The sequence below is a fragment of the Micromonospora sp. HM5-17 genome (assembly GCF_003762835.1).
In the GTDB taxonomy this organism is placed as follows: Bacteria; Actinomycetota; Actinomycetes; order Mycobacteriales; family Micromonosporaceae; genus Plantactinospora.
In genome coordinates, this window is sequence record NZ_RJWA01000001.1 from 411,858 (window position 1) to 432,953 (window position 21,096).

At 72.3% G+C, this 21,096-nt stretch carries 21 protein-coding genes and 1 pseudogene; 6 read left to right on the forward strand and 16 right to left on the reverse strand.

Features of this window, described 5'->3' with window-relative positions; all coding sequences use genetic code 11:
- The first annotated feature begins 74 nt into the window (after positions 1–74).
- Together EF879_RS01910 and EF879_RS01915 are read left to right on the forward strand one after the other, a co-directional pair.
- Positions 75–416: a metallopeptidase family protein gene (locus EF879_RS01910; RefSeq protein WP_123555244.1), complete on the forward strand. Its 342-nt coding sequence runs from the start codon at positions 75–77 to the stop codon at positions 414–416.
- A 96-nt stretch (positions 417–512) separates the two neighbouring features.
- Positions 513–1,241, forward strand: coding sequence for an AIM24 family protein (locus tag EF879_RS01915; protein ID WP_123554019.1), 729 nt, complete (start codon positions 513–515; stop codon positions 1,239–1,241).
- A 69-nt stretch (positions 1,242–1,310) separates the two neighbouring features.
- Here the strand turns inward: EF879_RS01915 and pheA are convergent, their stop codons facing one another.
- The 4 genes from pheA to EF879_RS01935 form a co-directional block, all read right to left on the reverse strand.
- Positions 1,311–2,267, reverse strand: coding sequence for a prephenate dehydratase (gene pheA / locus EF879_RS01920; protein WP_123554021.1), 957 nt, complete (start codon positions 2,265–2,267; stop codon positions 1,311–1,313).
- Between the two features lie 54 nt (positions 2,268–2,321).
- Entirely contained in the window at positions 2,322–2,846 is a 525-nt protein-coding gene (locus tag EF879_RS01925) for a hypothetical protein (RefSeq protein ID WP_233604168.1), read from the reverse strand.
- A 180-nt stretch (positions 2,847–3,026) separates the two neighbouring features.
- The gene (locus EF879_RS01930) at positions 3,027–3,521 is read right to left on the reverse strand and encodes a hypothetical protein (protein WP_123555248.1); all 495 of its coding nucleotides are present in this window, start codon (positions 3,519–3,521) and stop codon (positions 3,027–3,029) included.
- 194 nt (positions 3,522–3,715) lie between these two features.
- Positions 3,716–4,450: a hypothetical protein gene (locus tag EF879_RS01935; protein ID WP_123555250.1), complete on the reverse strand. Its 735-nt coding sequence runs from the start codon at positions 4,448–4,450 to the stop codon at positions 3,716–3,718.
- A 165-nt stretch (positions 4,451–4,615) separates the two neighbouring features.
- Here EF879_RS01935 and EF879_RS01940 point away from each other — a divergent pair, with 165 nt between their 5' ends.
- Positions 4,616–5,869 carry an arginine deiminase gene (locus tag EF879_RS01940; protein WP_123554023.1) on the forward strand — a complete coding sequence of 418 codons (1,254 nt, stop codon included), beginning with the start codon at positions 4,616–4,618 and terminating at the stop codon, positions 5,867–5,869.
- On the opposite strand, the gene EF879_RS01945 is transcribed toward EF879_RS01940, so the two are convergent.
- The 10 genes and pseudogenes from EF879_RS01945 to EF879_RS01990 form a co-directional block, all read right to left on the reverse strand.
- On the reverse strand, positions 5,856–6,773 hold the full coding sequence (locus tag EF879_RS01945) for a DUF5926 family protein (protein WP_123554025.1): 918 nt from the start codon (positions 6,771–6,773) through the stop codon (positions 5,856–5,858). The two genes, EF879_RS01940 and EF879_RS01945, sit on opposite strands and share 14 nt — an antisense overlap.
- A gap of 267 nt (positions 6,774–7,040) precedes the next feature.
- Entirely contained in the window at positions 7,041–8,501 is a 1,461-nt protein-coding gene (locus EF879_RS01955) for a PAS domain-containing sensor histidine kinase (RefSeq protein WP_123554027.1), read from the reverse strand.
- A 74-nt stretch (positions 8,502–8,575) separates the two neighbouring features.
- Positions 8,576–8,683: pseudogene (locus EF879_RS27905) on the reverse strand (glycerophosphodiester phosphodiesterase family protein); the annotation flags it as partial.
- Positions 8,684–8,728: 45 nt separating this feature from the next.
- Complete coding sequence (locus EF879_RS01960) at positions 8,729–9,064, reverse strand: rhodanese-like domain-containing protein (RefSeq protein ID WP_123554029.1); 336 nt, start codon at positions 9,062–9,064, stop codon at positions 8,729–8,731.
- Between the two features lie 118 nt (positions 9,065–9,182).
- Positions 9,183–10,130 carry an LCP family protein gene (locus tag EF879_RS01965; RefSeq protein ID WP_123555252.1) on the reverse strand — a complete coding sequence of 316 codons (948 nt, stop codon included), beginning with the start codon at positions 10,128–10,130 and terminating at the stop codon, positions 9,183–9,185.
- A 358-nt stretch (positions 10,131–10,488) separates the two neighbouring features.
- Entirely contained in the window at positions 10,489–11,748 is a 1,260-nt protein-coding gene (locus tag EF879_RS01970; protein WP_233604169.1) for an LCP family protein, read from the reverse strand.
- 160 nt (positions 11,749–11,908) lie between these two features.
- Positions 11,909–12,886, reverse strand: coding sequence for a UDP-glucuronic acid decarboxylase family protein (locus EF879_RS01975; RefSeq protein ID WP_123554031.1), 978 nt, complete (start codon positions 12,884–12,886; stop codon positions 11,909–11,911).
- 171 nt (positions 12,887–13,057) lie between these two features.
- Positions 13,058–14,734, reverse strand: a complete 1,677-nt coding sequence (locus EF879_RS01980) for a cation acetate symporter (protein WP_123554034.1) — start codon at positions 14,732–14,734, stop codon at positions 13,058–13,060.
- Complete coding sequence (locus tag EF879_RS01985) at positions 14,731–15,105, reverse strand: DUF485 domain-containing protein (protein WP_123554035.1); 375 nt, start codon at positions 15,103–15,105, stop codon at positions 14,731–14,733. The genes EF879_RS01980 and EF879_RS01985 overlap by 4 nt, the downstream gene beginning before the upstream one ends.
- Positions 15,106–15,302: 197 nt before the next feature.
- Positions 15,303–15,974 (reverse strand): flavin reductase family protein, encoded by a 672-nt coding sequence (locus EF879_RS01990; protein ID WP_233604170.1) that lies wholly within the window; start codon positions 15,972–15,974, stop codon positions 15,303–15,305.
- A 155-nt stretch (positions 15,975–16,129) separates the two neighbouring features.
- On the opposite strand from EF879_RS01990, the gene EF879_RS01995 reads away from it, so the two are divergent.
- Genes EF879_RS01995 through EF879_RS02005 form a run of 3 tightly spaced genes read left to right on the forward strand, consistent with a single transcriptional unit; the run spans position 16,130 to position 18,854 of the window.
- A complete protein-coding gene (locus EF879_RS01995; protein ID WP_123554040.1) occupies positions 16,130–16,669 on the forward strand; it encodes a helix-turn-helix transcriptional regulator in 540 nt (179 codons plus the stop codon).
- Positions 16,666–17,355 carry an ABC transporter ATP-binding protein gene (locus tag EF879_RS02000; RefSeq protein WP_123554042.1) on the forward strand — a complete coding sequence of 230 codons (690 nt, stop codon included), beginning with the start codon at positions 16,666–16,668 and terminating at the stop codon, positions 17,353–17,355. The genes EF879_RS01995 and EF879_RS02000 overlap by 4 nt, the downstream gene beginning before the upstream one ends.
- Positions 17,352–18,854, forward strand: coding sequence for an FtsX-like permease family protein (locus EF879_RS02005; RefSeq protein WP_123554043.1), 1,503 nt, complete (start codon positions 17,352–17,354; stop codon positions 18,852–18,854). The genes EF879_RS02000 and EF879_RS02005 overlap by 4 nt, the downstream gene beginning before the upstream one ends.
- A 69-nt stretch (positions 18,855–18,923) precedes the next feature.
- On the opposite strand, the gene EF879_RS02010 is transcribed toward EF879_RS02005, so the two are convergent.
- Together EF879_RS02010 and EF879_RS02015 are read right to left on the reverse strand one after the other, a co-directional pair.
- Positions 18,924–20,567, reverse strand: coding sequence for a cation acetate symporter (locus EF879_RS02010; protein WP_123554045.1), 1,644 nt, complete (start codon positions 20,565–20,567; stop codon positions 18,924–18,926).
- Between the two features lie 3 nt (positions 20,568–20,570).
- Positions 20,571–20,987, reverse strand: a complete 417-nt coding sequence (locus EF879_RS02015) for a DUF485 domain-containing protein (protein ID WP_123554047.1) — start codon at positions 20,985–20,987, stop codon at positions 20,571–20,573.
- Positions 20,988–21,096: the final 109 nt, after the last annotated feature.

Sequence of the window (21,096 nt, forward strand, 5' to 3'; positions counted from 1 at the left end):
GCCCCGGGCTCGTCCCCGGCTCGCCGCTGCTCCCGTGACCGTCGGTACGGCAGAATGGGCCCGTGCCCGTCGAGATGAGCCGCGAGCGCTTCGAGGAGCTGGTCGCCGAGGCTCTCGACGAGGTGCCCGAGGAACTGCTCCGCCTGATGAACAACGTGGTCATCCTGGTCGAGGACGAGTCGCCGGAGGGCGAGCCGGAGCTGCTCGGCCTCTACGAGGGACACGCGCTGACCACCCGGGGCTGGGACTACGCCGGGGTGCTGCCAGACCGGATCCTGATCTTCCGCAACCCGATCCTGCGGATCTGCGACACCGAGGACGACGTCGTCGACGAGGTGGCGATCACCGTCGTACACGAGATCGCCCACCACTTCGGCATCGACGACGACCGGCTGCACGAACTCGGCTGGGCCTGAGCGGCCGGAGCGCGGGCGCGCCTCCCGGGGTCGGCCGGCGCCGCCCGCTTGCGTCGGTTACCTACCCTCGCCTCAGCCACCCTCAGGAGGAACGTGATGCGGAGCGCGCTGTTCTCGTCGGAGAACCTGGAGAAGGAGTCCCACCAGCCCGGCATGCGGCTGCAGAACTCGAAGATGTTGAAGATCGAACTCAACGGCGAGGCGATGGCCCGGGTTGGCTCGATGGTGGCGTACCAGGGACACGTGCAGTTCCAGGCGCTCGGCTCCGGCGGGCTCGGCAGGTTCATCAAGCAGAAGCTCACCGGCGAGGGCGTCCCGCTGATGAGGCTGACCGGCCAGGGCGACGTCTTCCTCGCCGACGCCGCGAAGGACGTCCACATCATCGACCTGGAGCCCGGGGACGCGCTGTCGATCAACGGATCGAACGTCCTCGCCTTCGAGCCCACCCTCCAGTACGACATCCGGCTGGTCGGCGGGGCCGGGATGTTGTCCTCGGCCGGCCTCTTCAACTGTGTCTTCACCGGATACGGCCGGATCGCCATCACCACCGAGGGGACCCCGGTGGTGCTCACCGTCGACGCCCCGACGTACGTCGACCCGCAGGCGGCGGTCTGCTGGTCGGCGAGCCTCCAGACCGGCTACCACCGGGCCGAGCAGCTGGGTATCGGTACGCTGTTCGGCCGGCGTACCGGCGAGGCCTTCACGATGAGCCTGGCCGGCCAGGGCTTCGTGATCGTGCAGCCCTCGGAGGAGCAGCCGATCCTGGGCGGCGACGATCACCGCGGCGGCGGGGGCGGATTCCTCAGCGGTCTGCTGGACGACTGAGCCCCTTCCGTCCGGGCGGTGGCGTCGGACCCCGGCCCTGCGCGCCGAGCCGCGGCAGGCCCCGCCGACTCAGGTGAGGTCACCGGCACGGAGCCGGGCCAGCCAGGCCGCGGCGTTGGCGTAGTCGTCGTCGGAGAGGCCGGCGGGGGCGGGAACCGGCCGGTCCGCCACCCCGGCCACCCGCCGGTGCCGGGGGTACGACCCGAGGAACCGCACCCGGGCGCAGATCCGGTAGAGCCCCTGCAACGCCTCACCGACCCGGTCGTCGGCCACGTGCCCGGTGCAGTCGAGGAAGAACGCGTACCGGCCGAGCGCCTCGCCGGTCGGTCGCGACTCGATCCGGGTGAGGTTGACCCCCCGTACCGCCAGTTCCATCAGGACGGCGAGCAGCGCGCCCACCCGGTCGTGCGCGATGTAGACGACGAGCGAGGTCAGGTCGTCCCCGGTTCGGGGCGGGGGCGGCCCGGGCCGGGTGAGCAGGACGAACCGCGTCACCGCGTCGTCGTGGTCGGCGATCTTGTCGGCCAGTACGGCCAGCCGGTGCCGTTCCGCGCCGAACGGCGCGCAGATCGCCGCATCCTGCGCGCCATCGACCACCGCGGCGGCCGCGGCGGCGTTGGAGAGGACGTCCACCACGACCGCGTCCGGCAGATGCTCCCGGAGCCAGCGCCGGCACTGGGTCGACGCCTGCGGGTGGGCCGCCACCGTGCGGATCTCGGCCAGGCTCCGGCCCGGCCGGGCGGCGAGGACGAACTCGACCGGCAGGACCACCTCACGGGTGATCATCAGCGGCGCGCCCTCCACCATCTCGTCCAGTGTGACCGCGACGGCTCCGCCGATCGAGTTCTCCAGGGGCACCAGGGCGGCGTCGGCCTCCCCGGCCCGGACCGCGTCCAGGGCCTCGGGGACGCTGCGCGCCGGGATCCGGGTCCCCCGTTCGGCGGCGGGGATGGTCCGCAGCGCCTGCTCGGCGAAGGTCCCCTCCGGACCGAGGTAGACGAAGCGGGTCGGTGGTGTTCCGGGCATGGCGTCCAGCCTACGTAACGGCCGGTGCCGGCCGGGCGGGAGTCGCGGCGGCGGTCAGTCGCAGGCGAGGGTACGGATCCCGGCCGGCGCCTCGACGCGGACCCGGATGGTGCAGACGTCGTTGCCGGCCGTGACCAGCCGGAGCGAGGCGGGGGAACCGGTCGACACCACCTGGAGGAGATCCCGGTCCGGCACCTCGATCACGCTGAACTGCCATCCGGCGGCGCAGAGCGGCCCGGTCCGGAAGGTGGTCCGGGCGCTGCGCGGCAGGACGTTCGTACGGCGGAGCAGGGCGATGATCTGCTCCCGGCTGGGCCGCCCCGCGCAGTCCGTCGCGGTCGAGCCGTCCCCGCTCGGCGTGGCGGTCACCGTGGCCATCGGGGTGGGGCTGGAGGTCGGCACAGCGCCGGTCGTCGGGGTCGGGCTGGGCCGGGGTGGGGTGGCCGCGCGGGGCGTCTCCAGGTCGGGCGGTACCCCGCAGGCCGCCGTCGCCAGGCAGCCGACCAGAGCGAGGCCGGCGGCGAGCCGTACGCGGACGCTCGTACGACGGGCCGCGGCGCGGGACGGGGAACTGGGCACGGCCGGATCCTCGGGCGTAGGCGGGCGCCGTGGTGCTGTCGGCGAGATCTTCCGGCCCATGGTAGGACGTGACCGCCGCGGGTGCCGGCGGCCGGGGCAGGATCCGACGCGCGAGGATCGGAGAGCGGGGCCCGAGAACCCGGGCCCGCTCAGACCGGTGAGACGAGACCCAAGGCCCGATCAGACCGGGGAGAAGAAGGTCAGGGAGCCGACCACGGCCCCGTCCGGCCCGAGGATCGGGGTGGCGATGGCGTCGACGGTGGTGTCGGCCCCGTTCGGGCCGGAGCCCTCCACCCGGAGCAGGCCGCGGGCGAGCCGCTGCGAGCTGACGGCGAGCAGCGGAGGGATCTTCTCGACGTCCTGCTCGGTCAACTCGCCCCTGGCCGCGGTGAAGTCGAGCAGCCGCAGGGTGTCCAACAGGGGCTGCCCGAAGACGGCGATCGGGGTGCCGAAGCCGAGGAGCTGGCAGCCGGCGGGCGAGACGGCCGCGATGGTCGAGTCCCGGGTGATGAGCAGGCAGGGTTCGGCGGCGGTCGCGACGGTGTCCGCCCAGCGGTCGAAGCCGTCGACCTCGGCCCCACCCTCCGCTCCGAGGAACCCGGCGCGATGCTGCCCGCGCGTCGGGGTCGGTGACGGCGTGAACGCCTCCGAGATCGAGAGTTCGACGTGGGCCACCCGCGCCTCCTGTTCCACCAACCGCATACCCCACGCTAGCCGGTCCGCGCCGGGAGCGGCGACATCCCGGCGCGGAGCCAGGCGACCTGGTCCGCCGCCGTGCCCCGCCGTCGAACGGTGACCCTTCGCCGACCTGCGCTGACGTACGCGCCAGCCTCGGGCCGCCGTTCGGTGGCGGGCCTTGGCTGGTGACGCTACCTCCGGGCGGCCCGCTTGTCAGCCGCCGTTTGGCCCTCCCCGTACCACCGGTAGTCCGCGGCCGACCGATAGGGAGCGTTCAGCCAGGTGGAGGGGCTCTGGGCGATCCGGGAGAGCTTCTCGGCGGTCGCCGCGCTGATCCGGTTGCCGCCCGCCACGAGCAGCCGGTCCAGCTCCCGATGGGTCGCGACCAGACAGTCCTTCGGCAACCCGTACACGCTGATCACGCCGGAGCCGACGAAGGTCAACACCGGCGTCACGGGGATGGTGAGGCCGACGGCGTTGGAGAGGGCCTTGCTGGCGCGCTTCGCGTCCCGGCGCGCCTCGCTGACGTAGGCCGGCCGCTTTCCGTTGATCTGTACGACGTCTCCCGCGATCAACACCCGGGCCCGTCCGTGGTCCGCCACGGTGACCGCGAAGAGGCCACTGGGGCCGATCGCGAGGAACCCGGCCCGGTCGTCCCGGGGCCGGTAGTCCAGGTCGAGGAGACTGCTCTCGGTCAGCTCGGTCCGCGGCCAGTCGACGACGTGCCACGATGGACCGAGATGCTCCAACCTGCTGAGCGCTCGGGCCCCCGCCGCCTCGATGCGTCGCTCTGCCCGCTCGGCCCGGCGCCGACGGGCCCACTCCAACGGGGTCGGCCGGACGGCCTCCAACGGTGGGAGCGGGCTGGCGGGACTGGCAGGTAGCGCCCGGGGGGAGGGCACCGAGCGTGCAGAGAAGACAGTCATCGTGACCTCCGGCAAAAGGTCCCCTCGAAGTTATCTTCTCACTACGGTACGTGGCGACACCTGGGGGTCGGCAAGTCGCAGCGCCGGAGTGAGTGTGGATGAATGCCCTATTCATCCGAAGCCCTTTTTCCCGGATAGTGCCAACTCCTGCCCTACGCTGCGAGGATGACCCATTTCGTGGACAGCGAGGTGGGCCGGCTGCGTACGGTCCTGCTGCACCGCCCCGGACCGGAACTCGCCCGACTCACGCCCCGGAACACCGACTCACTCCTCTTCGACGCCATCCCGTGGGTCGGGCGGGCACAGGAGGAGCACGACGCGTTCGCCGCCGCGCTGGGCCGGCGCGGGGTCGAGGTGCTCTACCTCGACACCCTGCTCGCCGAGACGCTGGCCGTGCCGGAGGCCCGGGCCGAACTCACCGAGCGCGTCCTCGCCGATCCACGGCTCGGCGACACGCTGCGTCGCCGCGTCGCCGAGCACCTGTCGTACCTCGACCCCGTGGCGTTGGCCGGGGTGCTGATCGCCGGGCTGGCCCACGAGGAGCTGCGGCTCGGCTGGGACCGCGGCGGTGGGCTGGTGTACCGGCTGATGCACCGCCAGGACTTCGTCATCGACCCGCTACCGAACCTCCTCTTCACCCGGGACTCGTCCACCTGGATCGGCGACCACGCCGCGGTGACCAGCCTCGCCATGCCGGCCCGCCGCCGTGAGACCAGCCTGACCGACGCGATCTACCGGTACCATCCGCGCTTCGCCGGGACCTCCCTCGTCTACGAGCCGGAGCTGGAGCCGCTGGAGGGCGGCGACGTCCTGCTGCTGGCGCCCGGGGTGGTGGCGGTCGGAGTCGGCGAGCGGACCACCCCCGCCGGGGCCGAGCGCCTCGCCCGGCGGGTCTTCGCCGCCGGCCTGGCGCACACCGTCCTGGTCGTGCCGATCGCGCAGGAGCGCGCCACCATGCACCTGGACACCGTCTGCACGATGGTCGACGTCGACGCCGTGCTGATGTATCCACAGGTGGCGGAGACGCTGTCGGCGTACACGGTGATCGCCGGCGCCGACGGCGAACTCCAGCTCGACGGACCGGCGCCGTTCCTGCGCGCCGCGGCGGACGCGATGGATCTGGACACCCTGCGGGTGATCGACACCGGGCTGGATCCGGTCACCGCGGAACGGGAGCAGTGGGACGACGGCAACAACACCCTGGCGATCGCACCCCGGCTCTGCGTGGCGTACGAGCGGAACGTCGAGACCAACGCGCAACTGGAGCGGGCCGGCATCGAGGTGATCCGGATCGCCGGCTCCGAGCTCGGGTCGGGACGGGGCGGACCACGCTGCATGTCCTGCCCGCTGGTCCGGGATCCGCTGCGTCCGGTGACGTTCAGCCGGGTCGACCGGGTCGGTCAGCTCACCGGAGTGTGAGCTGCCGTCCGAGCAGTCCCTGCCGTGCCCGGCGCGCGGCGGCGTCGAGTTCGGACGGGTCGGCGAGCGCGGCCGCGTACCGTTTGGCGAACTCCGCCACCGGTTCCTCCCACCGCTCCGGGCCCGGATCGCGGGGAAGATCCCAGACCGGTACGAGCCGGCCGTGTGCCCGGAACATCCCGGCGAACCTCGTCTGGTCGCCCAGCGTCAGCTCGCCGGCGGCGGAGAGCCGGGACAGCGCGGCGAGCGCCGCGTCCTCGTCGTCCGGCAGCACCCAGCGGACGTGGCTCTTGTCGCTGACCTGACACCAGTAGGCGGCGGGTGCGGCGGTGAGCCGGGCGGTCGGGTAGATCGAGGCGTTCGCCCGCTCCAGCGACGCCTTCACGTTCGGGTCCTCGTCGGCACCCGGATCGAGCCAGAACTCGAAGCCGTCGTGCATGGTGATGTCGAGCGGCCCGTCGACCAGGACGTCCTGCAGCCGGGGCCCCTCACCGGGGAGCGCCGGCACCGAGACCGTCCCGCCGGGCTCGGTACGCAGTGCGCAGAGCAGCGCCTCGGCCAGGTCCCGGGAGACGTCGCCGGACTGCACGTGCCGCTGCAACCCGAGGAAGATCCGCCCGTCCGGCTTGGCGATCGCCGGCATCGCCATCGGCAGGACGGTGGCGAGGGTGACCGGGCGGTCGCCGTACTCCTCGACCAGCTCCGGGCGGAGGGTGAGCGGAGCGGAGGCGGCCGGGACCAGCTCCCGGAGGGCGATCCACTCCACCTCGTCGGTCAGCCCCTCGAAGGGTCGGGGTACGAAGACATCCCGGATCTTCTGCCGCTTCTCGGACCTGCTCGCCTGGTTTCCGGTGGCCGTGGCGTCCGCGGCGGCGGACCGGTGACTCTTTCGACGCTTGCCCACGGCGAGACAGCCTAGGCGTATCCGGACGGGCTCGCGTACCCGGCGGCGCATCCCGCGCCCGACCTGCCCATGGGTCGCCCCGGATCCCCGGGGCGACCGGAGCGCGGCGTGGAACCGGTGTCGGGCGGTCCGCCGCCGGGCGTGGTGCGGCGGTGTCCGGGTCCGGACGGTCGGTCGGAACGCGGCGAGACGGTCGGGGACCGCGCCACCGGACCGGATCGACGACCCGGCGGACCCTCCTCCGTGGCGCGGGTCAGGCGACGCGGGTCACCCTCGGGGCAGCCGCACCTCCGCGACGGTACCGCCCCCGTCGCGGGGCCGCAGCGAAACCCATCCGTTCTGCCGTTCGACGATCCGGCGGACGAGGTAGAGCCCGAGCCCGGCGCCCGGGTAGCGGCGCCGGTCCCCCGAGTCGGCCTGCCAGAACCGTTCGAACGCCCGCTCCACGTGGTCTGGACGGACCCCGATGCCCCGGTCGCTCACCCGGAACGCCACGGTCCGTCGGTCCGCCTCGGCGGTCAACTCCACCGGCGTGCCCTCCGGCGAGTACTTGCCGGCGTTGGTGACCAGCTCGGTCAGCACCGTGTCGAGGCTGGCCCGGTCGCCGAGCGCCTTCGGCAACTGTTCCGGGAGGCGGACGACCAGCCGGTGACGCAGCTCCGTCGGGAGGTTGTCGGCGGCCGCGCGCAGCGCCTCCACCAGGTCGAAGGGCATCGGCGGTGATCCGCCGACCCTGCCGGCGTCGTTGGTGCTGGCCAGGAGCCGGTCCACCAGTCGGGCCAGCTCGCCGGCACGCTGGCCGATCACCCCGGCCGCCTGGCGGCGGTCCGACTCCGACAGCGAGTCCCAGTGGGTGGTCAGGGTGTCGGCGTACCCCTTGATCACGGTGACCGGGGTACGGAGTTCGTGGCTGGTCACCGCGACGAAGAGGTCCCGGTCGTGGTCGCGGAGCTGCTGGTCGCTGCTGTCGGAGAAGGTGACGACCCGGGCGCCGGTCGCGCCGGGCAGGTCGCCCGCCGTGATTGTCAACCAGCGTCCGTCGGGGAGCCGATGGTCGAGGACCTGGCCGGGCGGCGGCACCGGGATCGGCAGCGGCTGGTCGAGCACCTCGGCGGCGCGCAGCCCGGTCACCCGCTCCGCCGCCGGATTCCAGAGCTGGACGATGCCGTCCCGGTTGACGATCGCCAGGCCGTCGGCGAGCGCGGCCACCACGCTGCCGTCGCCGTGCACCGGCAGCCCGGCCTGGTCGCGGTAGAGGTGCGCGGCGCCGGCGGCCAGGAAGCCCAGTACGGCCCGGTGCTCGGCGCAGTCCAGCCGCGTCGCGTCCGGGTAGAACGCGTAGAGCGCGCCGATGGTCAGGCCGGAGATCTCCACCCGGGCGGCGAGAACGTGCCGCAGGCCGGCCCCGTCCAACTGGTGGGCCAGCTCCGCGGGAAGCACCTCGACCTCCAGCGCCTGCACCGGCGGCCCGGTGAGCAGCGGGGCGGCGACCTGGTCGGCGGGTGGTAGGGGATGACCGATCGCCCAGCCGGCGGCGCCGATGGCGGCGACGACCCGTCCACCACTGGGGCCGTACTCGACGAAGGCGAGACCCGGAGTGTCGAGCGTCTGTGCCGCGGACCGGAGCAGGCGGTCGAGGATGGAGAGGCCCTGCTCGCCAGAGTTGATCGCCTCCAGGACGGCGGTGCAGCCGGCGACGAGGGCGGGGTAGTCGGGGTGTTCCGGCATGCCCCGAAGTCTGCCCGGTCCGTCGAACGTTGGGCAGTACCGGGTGCGTCGGCGCCCCAGCCGGCCGAGGACCATGGCCGGCCGGTGATGATCCCGTCGACCCCGCGGGCCACCGCGGGGTCGACCGCCGTCTCGTCGTTGACGGTCCACACGTAGACCCGGTTACCCGCCGCGTTCAGCGCCGACGCGGGCCCGGCGTGCTCCTCGCGCTCGCCGGGGTGCCGCGCTCAGATGACCCGCGCGGGCCGGCCGTCCTCGCTCTGCAACGGGTGGCCGGCCGCGGCCCACCCGCGCATTCCACCGTCGAGATTGCGGACGTTGTCCCATCCGTTGCTCATCAGGTAGCCCACCACCTGGGCGGAGCGGCCGCCGGAGCGGCAGACCACCACGACCTCGCCCTCGGTGGGGATCTCGGACAGCCGTGCGGGAATCTCCATCATCGGCAGGTGATGGGCACCGGGGGCATGCCCGGCCGCCCACTCGTCCGGCTCCCGGACGTCGAGCAGGTAGGCGTCGGCGGGCACCTCGGCCGGAGCCACCGCGGGAATGTTGGCTGCGAACACGGTTACCAAGCGTAGACGCCCGTGGTTGGCACCCACCGCCGCCGGCTGTCGCGTCCGACGGTGGGGTGTCGACGACGCTCGCCGCGCCGGCCGCCGGGGTCTGGAGCCGGTTGCCGGTCTAGAGCCGATTGACCCACCTCGGGTTGGCGCGGGCCCAGTCGTCCAGGTCGGCGTTGCGGACCGAGGCGAAGAGACTGTTCGCCGACTCGTCCATCAGCACGTACGAGACCTCGTCGATCGTGTCGGCGTGTGACGGCAACTGGATTCCGCGCAGCTGATCGGCGCGCATCCGGCGCATCCCGAAGACCAGATCATCCAGCGCCATGCCGTTGGTGTCGACGGTGAAGGAGGAGCCGATCGCCCGGATCACCTGATCCAGGCGGAGCGGATTGCGCAGCATGTCGGTCGTGGTCGCCTTCTCCATCATCGCCCGGAGTACCTGCTGCTGGTGTCGCTGCCGGTCGAAGTCGCCGTTGGGCAGGTCGTAGCGCTGACGCGCGAAGTCGAGTGCCTGGGCGCCGGTCATCTCGTGGCAGCCGGGGGTGAAGACAGCCCGGGTGTGGATCGAGCGGACCTCGGTGTCGACGCAGATCCGGACCCCGCCGAGGAGGTCGATCGCGCGCTGGAAGCCGGCGAAGTTGACCAGGGCGGCGCCGTCGAACCGGATCCCGGTGAGCCGGCTCAGGGTTGCCGAGAGCAGCCGCGTGCCGCCCTGCCCGCCGCCGCCGTACTGGAACGCCGCGTTGATCTTGTCTGCGCCGCCGGGCCAGCCGCCGGCCGGTGCCGGTGGGATGTCGACCAGCAGATCCCGGGGTACGGAGATCAGGTACGCCCGGTCCAGCCCGGCCGGCAGGTGGGCGATCATGATCGTGTCGGAGCGTTGGTCCGTCCCCGGCGCGGCGTTCACCCGCTCGTCCGAGCCGACCAGCAGGTAGTTGAGCGGCCCGGAGATGTCTCCGCGTTCCTGCCGGGCGGTCGGATCGAGGAGCAACTCCTTGATCACCGCGTTGTCGTAGCGGCTGGCCAGCACCCGCAGGCCCACGCCGCCGATGCCGGAGATCAGCACCAGGACCACTCCGCATCCGAGCGCCAGCTTGGCCCAGGCCGGTGTACGGCGCGGTCGGGCCGGCTCGGCGTCCTCCTCCCGGGGGCCGGAGCCGGCGGTGGCATCGCGTCGTGGCCACTCGGGCTCACCCGGAGTCGACCGTCTGAACCTGAACGTGACCCCTCCCCGGACCGGCTCGGTGAAGCTTTCTCACCTCAGGCTAAAGGCCCGGTTTGGTTGTCTCGTGGCTTTTGCGGTTTTCGACGGTGGTGTGCGGTCGGCGGCACCCGCCGGAGACGACCGGCCGGCGGACCCGCCGACACCGCCGCGCCAAATTCGGGCGCCGCCGGACCGAGCGTCCCGTTTCGTCCGGCGCGCGCTACCCGCCGTTGGCCGGGCCCTTGGTCGGGTTCGCCTGGACCCACGCGTCCATGGTGTCGTTCGCCATCGCCTGGTACATGGCGAGCGCCTTCTCCCGGTCGGAGACCACCACCGACTCGCCGTTGACCATCTGGCTGCCGAGGTGCGGGCTGGTGAGGAAGTGCAGGTTCTCGCTGCGCAGGCCCCGGAACTGGATCGCCATGTCAACCAGGGAGAAGTCCTCGTCCACGGTCACCGCGTTCGTCACCGACCTCAGGAACGCGTTCAGCTTGGCCGGGTTGGTCAGCGTGCCCGTGCTGACCGCCTTGTCCATCAGGGCACGCAGGAACTCCTGCTGGTGCCGCATCCGGGCGAAGTCACCGTCCGGGAACTGCTTGCGCTGCCGGATCCAGTCCAGCGCCTCGGCCCCGTTCATGTGGTTGACGCCCTTCTTGAACTTCCGGTACGGCTTGTGGATCGAGGTGATGTCGCGTTCGACGGTCAGCTCGACCCCGCCGAGCGCGTCGGTCACCTCCTTGAAGCCGGCGAAGTCGATCGCCACGACGTGGTCGATCCGGACGTCGGTGAAGCACTCCACGGTGCGGACCGCCAGCGGAAGACCACCGAACGCGAAGGCGGCGTTGATCTTGTGGCGCTCGCCGCTGCCGCAGTCGGCCCCGGCGCTCTCCGGGATGGGTACGTAGAGGTCACGCGGGATCGAGACCAGGTACGCCTTGTCGTGGCTGGCGGGGATGTGCATCACGATGATCGTGTCGGCCCGCCACTTGCTGGCCCGGTCGACCGGGGCGTCCGGGTCCCGCGAGTCGCTTCCGACCAACAGGATGTTCAGCGCGCCGCTGACCGACTTGGGGCGGCCGCCGGCCAGCTCGGCGAAGGGGTCGGTCCGCTTCAGGTCGTTGTCGAGGCCCCTGACGTACGCCCAGAGGCCGCCACCGGCGAGCAGGCCCAGCACCAGCACCGCGATGCCGGCGACGAGGGCGATCCGCTTCCAGTGGGGCCGGGGGCCACGCCGGGCGGGACCGCCGGGCATTCCCGGGCCGCCGGGGCCACCGGGACCGCCGGGACCGCCGGGACCGATCGGGCCGCCGGGGCTGTCGTACCCGGGACGGGCCTGGTCCGGTATCCCGACCGGGGCACGGCCCGAGATCCGGCTCGGGTTGGCCGTGCCGGAGCCGGGCACCGACGCCCGGCCGGCGGATCCGGCGGCCGTCATCCGGTAGCCGGAGGCGGACCCGTTCGGGGGATGGCTCGCGAACATGAGCCCAGGGTACGGAGCGAAACCAAGAATTCCCTGGGCGCCACGTCCGGGGATGGCGCGAATCTGGTACGATCCCGCGCCCCTTTCCAGTCGCCCGCGGTGCGGATCGACCCCGCGGATGTCGCGGTCTGGTCGGTTCGGCCGGTGACCGTGCTGTCCGTCAGCTCAGCCGTTGGGCGAAATGCGCGATGGTGCGACGCAGCCCTTCCCGCGGCGAGACCGTGGGCTCGTAGCCGAGCCGGGTCCGGGCCAGGGTCAGATCCGGCCGGCGCATCTCCGGGTCGTCCGCGGTCCGGGCGACGTACGTGATCCTCGACTCACTTCCGGTGAGGGCCACGATCGTCTCGGCCAGCTCCCGCATCGACACCTCGTGCTCGGTGCCGCAGTTGATCGGACCGGTCTCGGTCGAGTCGAGGAGCAGCAGGATGCCCCGGACCAGATCGTCGACGTAGCAGATCGAGCGGGTCTGGGCCCCGGTGCCGTGCACGGTCAGCGGCTCGCCGCGCAGCGCCTGGGTGATGAAGGTGGGGATCGCCCGGCCGTCGTCGGGGCGCATCCGGGGGCCGTACGTGTTGAAGATCCGGACGATGCCGACGTCGAGCCCGTGGTAGCGGTGGTACGCCATGGTGGCGGCCTCGGCGAAGCGCTTGGCCTCGTCGTACACGCTGCGGATGCCGACCGGGTTGACGTTGCCCCAGTACGTCTCGGGCTGCGGGTGCACCTGCGGGTCGCCGTACGCCTCGGAGGTGGAGGCGAGGATGAACCGGGCCCGGTCGGCGACGGCCCGGTCGAGCAGGTGCAGGGTGGCGAGTGAGCCGACCCGGAGGATCTCGATCGGCAGCGTGGTGAAGTCGGTGGGACTCGCCGGCGAGGCGAGGTGCATGATCGCGTCGAACCGCTCGGCGATCGCCGGATGATGGCCGGGCAGCCCGTCCGAGACATCGGCCTCGATGAGGGTGAAGCGTGGGTGGTCGACCAGGTGGGCGACGTTCTCCTTCGACCCGGTGACGAAGTTGTCCACCGCCACCACCGTGCAGCCACGCGCGATCAGGGCGTCGACCAGGTGCGATGGAACGAATCCGGCGCCGCCGGTGACGAGGATCCGGTGTTCTGCTCCGAAGCGCTGGGCTACCACCATGGCGCCAGCCTACCCACCATGCTGATCTCTGACAGGGGCGAGGGAGCGCCTCCGGCGGAGCCCGGCGATCCGGTTCGACGGGCGTGGAAACGCCGGCGCGACCGGGCGTGGCGGGTGGTGCCGGGTGATCGCCGCACCCGACACCACCCGTTACCAGACAATGACGTACGGTCAGTGCGATCCCGAGCCGGTGAGGGCCCGGACCTCGAGTTCGGCGTACTTCTCGGTGTCCGATTCCTTCGAGAGGAGGGTGCCGAGCCAGCCGCAGAGGAAGCCGACCGGGATCGAGATGATGCCCGGGTTCGACAGCGGGAACCACTGCCAGTCGTGGTTCGGGAACATCGCGCTCGGCGCCCCGGAGACCACCGGGGAGAAGAAGACCAACCCGACCGCGCTGACCAGACCGCCGTAGATCGCCCACACCGCGCCAGAGGTGTTGAACCGCCGCCAGAAGAGGGTGTAGAGGATTGCCGGCAGGTTCCCGGAGGCCGCCACCGCGAAGGCGAGGGCGACCAGGAAGGCCACGTTCAGGTCCTGCGCGAAGATCGACAGCGCGATCGAGATCGCACCGATCACCAGCGCCGCGATCCGGGCGACGTTGACCTCCTGCCGCTCGGACGCCTGCCCGTCCTTGACCACGTTCGCGTAGAAGTCGTGCGCGAGGCTGGACGACGAGGCGAGGGTGAGCCCGGCGACCACCGCGAGGATGGTGGCGAAGGCGACCGCGGCGATGATCGCGAGCAGCGCCGCCCCACCGACGTCGCCGCCGAGGAAGTCGACGCCGAGCGCCTGGGCGAGCTGCGGTGCGGCCGTGTTGCCGGTCGTGTCCTGGGCCCGGATCGCCTCCTGCCCGACCAGGGCCGCCGCGCCGAAGCCCAGCGCCAGGGTGAACAGGTAGAAGGTGCCGATGATCCCGATCGCCCAGAGCACGCTCTTCCGGGCGGCCCTGGCGGACGGCACGGTGTAGAAGCGGATCAGGATGTGCGGCAGCCCGGCCGTGCCGAGGACGAGCGCGATGCCGAGCGAGAGCAGGTCCATCTTGTTGTAGAAGGTCTTCGCCGAGTCACCGGCGACCTCCACGCCGTACCGTAGCCCCGGCTCGAGGAAGGCGCTGCCCTTGCCCGAGGCGTCCGCGGCGTCCCCGAGCAGGGTGGAGAGGTTGAACCTGTAGTGCGCCAGCACCAGGATCGTCATGACCAGCGCACCGCTCATCAGCAGGAACGCCTTGACGATCTGTACGTAGGTGGTGCCCTTCATCCCGCCCACGGTGACGTAGATGATCATCAGGGCGCCGACCAGGATGATGGTCGCGATCTTTGCCGCGTCCGCGTCCATGCCGAGGAACGTCGTGCCGGGCCGGATACCGAGCAGCAGCGCGACCAGCGCGCCCGCCCCGACCATCTGGGCGAGCAGGTAGAAGATCGAGACGGTGATCGTGGAGACGGCCGCCGCCGTCCGGACCGGCTTCTGCCGCATCCGGAACGCGAGGACGTCCGCCATCGTGTACCGGCCCGAGTTGCGCAGCAGCTCGGCGACGAGGAGCAGCGCCACCAGCCAGGCGACCAGGAAGCCGATCGAGTAGAGGAAGCCGTCGTACCCGTAGAGCGCGATGAGGCCGGCGATGCCGAGGAAGGAGGCCGCCGACATGTAGTCGCCGCCGATCGCCATGCCGTTCTGGAAACCGGAGAACGACCGGCCGCCGGCGTAGAAGTCGGTGGCCGTCCTGGTCTGCCGGCTGGCCCAGATGGTGATCCCCAGGGTCACCGCGACGAAGACCAGGAAGAGCGTGATGGTCAGGGTACGGGCGGTGGTGTCGCTCGCCTCCGCCGCCAGGAACAGGTCGCTCATCGGGTCACCTCGCTCTCCGCGCCGTCCCGCTGCGCCGGGCCGTCCAGGTCCTCGCGGATCCGGTTGGCGAGCGGATCCAGCTTCCGGTCCGCGTAGCGGGAGTACAGCCACGCGATGAGGAAGGTGGAGACGAACTGGAGCAGGCCGAAGACGAGGGCGACGTTGATGGCACCGACGATCTTGGTGCCCATGAAGTCCCGCGCGTACGCGGAGAGGATCACGTAGAGGGCGTACCAGAGGAAGAACGCCGCGGTCATCGGAAAGACGAACCGGCGCAGTGCCCTACGCAGGTCGGAGAACTCGTCCGATCGCTGTATGGCGACGTACCGGTCGGGCGGGGCGCTCGCCGGCGCGGGCGTGTCCGTGGACATCCTGGCTCACCACCTTCACAGGGGTCCGGAGTTTCGCGCACGGTATGAAGCGCTCCGGACATCGGAGAACGGTGATCGGCCAGGCCGGTCGGCGGCTGCGCCGAATGGACCTGTCGCTGCGCCCAGTGACGCCGGTCACGCCGCTGGGCGACGCCGGTGTCGCCGTACCGCGGATGGTGCGGTGCCCTCCGGCGGCGTCAGCCGGCGAGTTCGCGGTAGCGCCCCCGGTGGTGCAGCAGGGGGACCGCATCCCCGGTCAGCTCGACCGTCTCGATCGTCGCCTCGACCAGCAGCGCCCAGCCGTACGCCCGGAACCCGTCGAGTCGGCAGCCGGCCCAGCCCCCGGCGTCGGCCGGCACCGGGCCGTACGGTGTCCGGGTCCACTCGCCGGTGGCGAAGAGGCCACCGGGGGCCGGGAAGAGCCCGGCGAAGCGGTCCGCGAGCCGCCGGTGCGCCGGCCCGAGCAGGGCGACGGCGAAACGGCCGCTGGCCGAGGCGGCCGCCCACAGGTCCGACTCCTCGTCGACGAGGCCGAGCAGCCGGGGCGGATCCCCGTCGGCGACCAGCGTCGACGAGACGGTCAGCCCGGCCGGGTCCGCCGGTTCCCCGGCCGCCGGCGAGGCGGTCTCCCCGGCCGCTGAGGCGGCCTGCCCAGCCGTCAACAGGGCGGTCTGCCCGGCCGCTCGGGCGGTCTGCGTAGCCGCCGGCGGGGCGGTCTCCCCGGCCGCCGGTCGGGCGTACGCCGTCCACAGGGTCACCGGTGCGGCCAGCCTGCCCCGGAACCGCCGGATCGGTGACCGTTGCCCCTCCGGAGTGGCGAACGGATCGGTGTGGTGGATCTGCCCACCCGGCGGCTCGGCTCGGTGCACGCTGTCCATTGTGCCGCCCGGCCCGGCCCGACGGGCCGCGCGGCCCACCAATCCGGCACGCCGCGCCGCCCACCGGTCCGGTACGGCGCGCGACCGCGTCATCCGGCACCGGCCGGTCTTGACGGCCACTATTCACTGAGTGAATAGTGGCCCGCATGTCCACTCCGCACGTACTGCTCGGGCTGCTCGCGATCGGGCCGAAACACGGCTACGACCTCAAACGCGACTACGACCTGCGGCTGCCCAAGGCCAAACCGCTGCCGTACGGGCAGGTCTACGCCACCCTCGGCCGACTGGAACGGGACGGCCTGGTGGTCCGGGCCGGCCAGGACCGCGAGGCCGGACCCGACCGGACGTCGTACGCGATCACCCCGTCCGGACAGGCCGCCCTGGACACCTGGCTCAGTGCGGTCGAACCCCCACTCCCACACCTGAACAGCGTGCTGCTGGCCAAGGTGATCATCACGCTGCTGGTCGCTGACCTCAGCCGGGCCCGCGACTACCTGAGTCGACAGCGGCAGGCGCACGCCGCCCGACTGCGGGAACTCACCGCCGTCAAGACCGACCCGACCGCGTCGGTCGCCGACGTGATCGCCGCCGACTACGGCATCAACCATCTCGACGCCGACCTGCGGTGGCTGCGTACCACCCTGGACCGGGTCGTCGACCTGCACCGGGAGGTGACGGCCCGATGAGTTTCCTGGGCACCCGGGCGGCGGTGAAGTCGTACGGCCCGACCCCGGCCCTGCGCGGCGTCACCGTCGACGTCGCCGAGGGCGAGATCCTCGCCGTGACCGGCCCGTCCGGTTGCGGCAAGTCCACCCTGCTGCACTGCCTGGCCGGAATCATGCCGGTCGACGCCGGCGAGGTGTTCTACCGGGGCCGGCGGATCGACACCACCTCCGAGGAGGAACGCGCCCGACTGCGGCGTACCGAATTCGGGGTGCTGTTCCAGTTCGGTCAACTCGTCGCCGAGCTGACCGCCGCCGAGAACGTGGCACTGCCGCTGCTGCTCGCCGGTGCCCGGCGCCGAGACGCCCGGACCGCGGCGCTGGCCTGGTTGGACCGGCTCGGCGTCGCCGACCTCGCCGACCAGCGGCCCGGCACGATGTCCGGCGGCCAGCAGCAGCGCTGCGCGCTGGCCCGGGCCCTGGTCACCGAACCCCGGGTGCTCTTCGCCGACGAACCGACCGGTGCGCTCGACACCCTCGCCGGAGAGCAGGTCCTTGGCCAGCTGGTCCGGCTCGCCCGCGAGCAGCGGACCACCGTCGTACTGGTCACCCACGACGCGCGGGTCGCCGGGTACGCCGACCGCGAGGTGACGCTGCGCGACGGCGTCGTCGATCCGACCGGCCTGGGCATCGCGGCGGTACGGCGGTGAGGCCAGGCGTGCTGCTCCGGTTCGCCCTGGCCGGTAGCCGAACCGACACCATCCGGGTGGTGCTGACCGGGCTGAGCGCCGCGCTCGCCACCCTGGCGGTCCTCGCCGCGCTGACCGTGCTCGCGATCCCGACCGTCCTCGACGGCGGCAGAAACGTCTCGCCGCAGTACCGCAACCCGCTGATCGCCGAGGCCGGACTGCGGGTCGGGGTGGCGGCCACGCTGGTCCTGCTGACCATTCCGGTCCTGGTCCTGGCCGGCCAGTGCGCCCGATTCGGGGCACCGGCCCGGGACCGCCGACTCGCGGCGTTCCGGATGGCCGGCGCCGGGCCCCGGCAGGCGGTCGTGATCGCCGCCACCGAGGCGGCCCTGGCCAGCGGCCTCGGCGCGCTCGCCGGGCTCGGGATCTACCTGGTCGGTCGCCAGGTCCTCGGCTCACCGGGACCGGACGGCAAACTCGCGCTGCCAACCGACGTACTGCCACCTGTCTGGCAACTCGCCGTCGTGGTGGCCGGCATTCCGGTACTGGCCGGGCTGATCGCGATGCTGCTGCTGCGCCGGGTCGTGCTGACCCCGTACGGGGTGGTGCGCCGGGTACGGACCCGGCCGCCACGTCCCTGGGCGGGTCTGCTGATCCTCGGCGGGCTCGGGACGGCCGCACTGCTCGCACCGCTGACCAGGTACCTGCTCCGCAGCGGGCGCAGCCTGCCGTACGACCTGTTCGGACTTGCCGTCCTCGTCGCGGCGCTGGCGGTCACCGTCGGAACTATCACCGGCACCGGCTGGATCGCCCACGTCACCGGGCGACTGCTGCACCGGTTCGCCCGCCGGCCCGCCGGGCTGCTCGCCGCGCGCCGGCTGATGGCCGATCCGTGGACCGGCAGCCGTACCCTCGCCGCGCTGCTGGCGGCCGTACTCTTCGCTGCGATCGCCTCCGGGGTACGGATCAGGATGAGCACCGAGTTCGCGGCGGATGCCGAGTACTGGCGGCGGGACGCCGAACGGACGGGTGAGCCGTACATACCCCAGGACACCACGTTCTACGAGGGAGCGCACGACCTGGTCTACCTCGCGCTCACCGTCGCCCTGGTGATCGCCGCCGGTGGTCTGCTGGTCGCGTTGGCCGAGTCGATCGTGAGCCGGCGCCGGGAGCTGGCCGCACTGGTCGCCACCGGCGTGCCCCGCGCCGTCCTGGGCCGGGCGCTGGCCTGGCAGACCCTGACCCCGGCGGTGGCCGGCATCGTGCTGGCGGCTGTCACCGGCATCACCCTGCAACGCAGCCTCTACGGTGGGGAGGTCCGCAGCAACTGGGGCACCGTGTGTGGGGCTTCGACGACCGACTGCGTCGTACTGCCGCCCATAGTACGCACCGCGCCACTGCCCCTCGGCGATCTTGCCGGGTTCGTCGGCGTCGCCCTGGCGGTCGTACTCACCCTGCTGCTGGTCAGCCTGCTCCTGCTGCGGACCAGCACCGCGGTGGAGGAACTCCGGACAGCCTGATCCACCCCGCTTGAGAGGTGTGAGGAAGGGCCCCTTCTTATACAAAAAACGATAGGAAGGGGCCCTTCCTTACAGCCGGAGGGCGTCGGGGGCGTGCAGCCGGAGCATCGTCGCGGCGACGTCGGGCGGCGTCCGGCGTCGGGTGACCCAGGACGCGGCGACCATGACGGTGAAGGCGAGCGGGACGGTCCAGGCCGCCGGCTGGGCGATCAGGACGGCCGGCCACCCGGTCAGCTCCGGCCCGACGACGGTGAAGAGCACCGCCCCGACCGCCGCCCCGCCGCCGACCAGGATCCCGGCCGCCGCCCCGGCGTCGGTGAGGCCCCGCCACCAGATGCCGAGCACCAGCAGGGGGCAGAAGCTGGAGGCGGCGACCGCGAACGCCAGCCCGACGACCTGGGAGACGTCCAGTCCGGAGACGTACAGCGCGAGCACCGTCGGGACCAGCCCGGCGACGACCGTGGCGAACCGGAAGTCGCGTACCGAGCCGTGGCCGAGCAGGTCGGTGGAGAGCACCCCGGCCACGCTGGTGAGCAGGCCGGAGGAGGTGGAGAGGAAGGCGGCGAACGCCCCGGCGGCGACCAGCGCGGCCAGGAGTTGCCCGGTCAGGCCGTTGCCGAGGGCCGCGCTGGGGAGCAGCACCACCACCGCGTCGCTCCGTCCGGTCAGGAGCAGCTGCGGGGTGTAGATCCGGCCGAGGACGCCGTACAGGGTGGGAAAGAGGTAGAAGGTGCCGACCAGGGCCAGCACGACCAGCGTGGTCCGGCGGGCGGCGGCGCCGTCGGGGTTGGTGTAGAAGCGGACGAGGACGTGGGGCAGTCCCATGGTGCCGAGGAACGTCGCCAGGATCAGCGAGTACGTGGCGAAGAGCCCCCGGTCGTCGTCGCCGGCCGTACTCGGCAACAGCCAGTCGGCTCCGTTGACCGTGTCGGTGCTGGAGATCTCCGGTACGGGTTCACCGGCGGCGAAGCTGAGCTCCTCGCCGGGGCGTACCTCCCGGGTCGTGCCGTCGGCCAGGGTGAGCGTCGCCGCCTGCTCGACCACGACGGTGGTCGCGGCCGGGAAGACGGCTCCGGCCTCCGGGGTCACCGCCGGCCGCCCGTCCGACTGCCACTGCAACACGAGAAAGATCGCCGGTACGGCGAGCGCGGTCAGCTTCAGCCAGTACTGGAACGCCTGCACGAAGGTGACCGCCCGCATCCCGCCCAGCGCCACGTTCCCGGTCACCACCGCCCCGACCAGCAGCGCGCCGAGCGGGTACGGGCTGCCGGTGACCGTGCTCAGGGTGAGTCCGGCCCCCTGCAACTGCGGGACGAGGTAGAGCCACCCGATGAAGGCGACGAAGACGGTGGCGAGCGTGCGCAGCCGGCGGGAACCGAGCCGCAGCTCGCAGAAGTCGGGCAGGGTGAACGCGCCGGAGCGGCGCAGCGGCGCGGCCACGAAGAGCAGCAGCGCCAGGTAGCCGGCGGCGAAGCCGACCGGGTACCAGAGCACGTCGACGCCGTACTTGAGGATCAGGCCGGCGACGCCGAGGAAGGAGGCGGCGGAGAGGTACTCCCCGCCGATCGCCGCCGCGTTCCAGGTCGGGCTGACCATCCGGGAGGCGACCAGGAAGTCGGAGGTGGTCCGGGCCAGGGTCAGCCCGTAGAAGCCGATCACCACCGTGGCCAGGGTGACCGCGATCATCGCCGGAACGGTGTACGGGTTGTCCACGGCTCAGCGCTCCGGTCGCTGGACCACGTCCGTGAAGTCCTGCTCGTTGCGTTCGGCCAGGTGCACGTACGCCCAGCCGACCGCGACCAGGAACGGGAAGGCGGCAACCCCGAGCAGCAGCCAGGGCAGGTTGATCCCGAAGAGCTTCGCCGTGCCCACCTCGGGGGCGATGGCGAAGAGCAGCGGCAGCCCGCCGAGCCCGATCCCCACCACCAGCGACAGCCGCAGCGCGAGGGCGAGCTGTGCCCGGACCAGCCCGCGGACCAGTGCCTCGCCCACCTGGGTCTGTTGGGCCAGCTCCGCCCGGGTCCGCTCCGCCCCGGTCCGCCGTCGTGCCACCTCGGCCAGCACCACCCGGGTCCGGCGGGGCGGCGCCTCCGACGGACCGGGATCCCGTGGTGGGTCGACGGGGGTGGCCATTCCGGCAGTTTCGCCCGCTCGCCACGAATGTCAAGGGTGCGCGGCCAGGGCCGGACGTTCGTCCGGTAGGTCGAGCGGATTCGCCCGGGCCGGGCGGCCCGACCGGTCA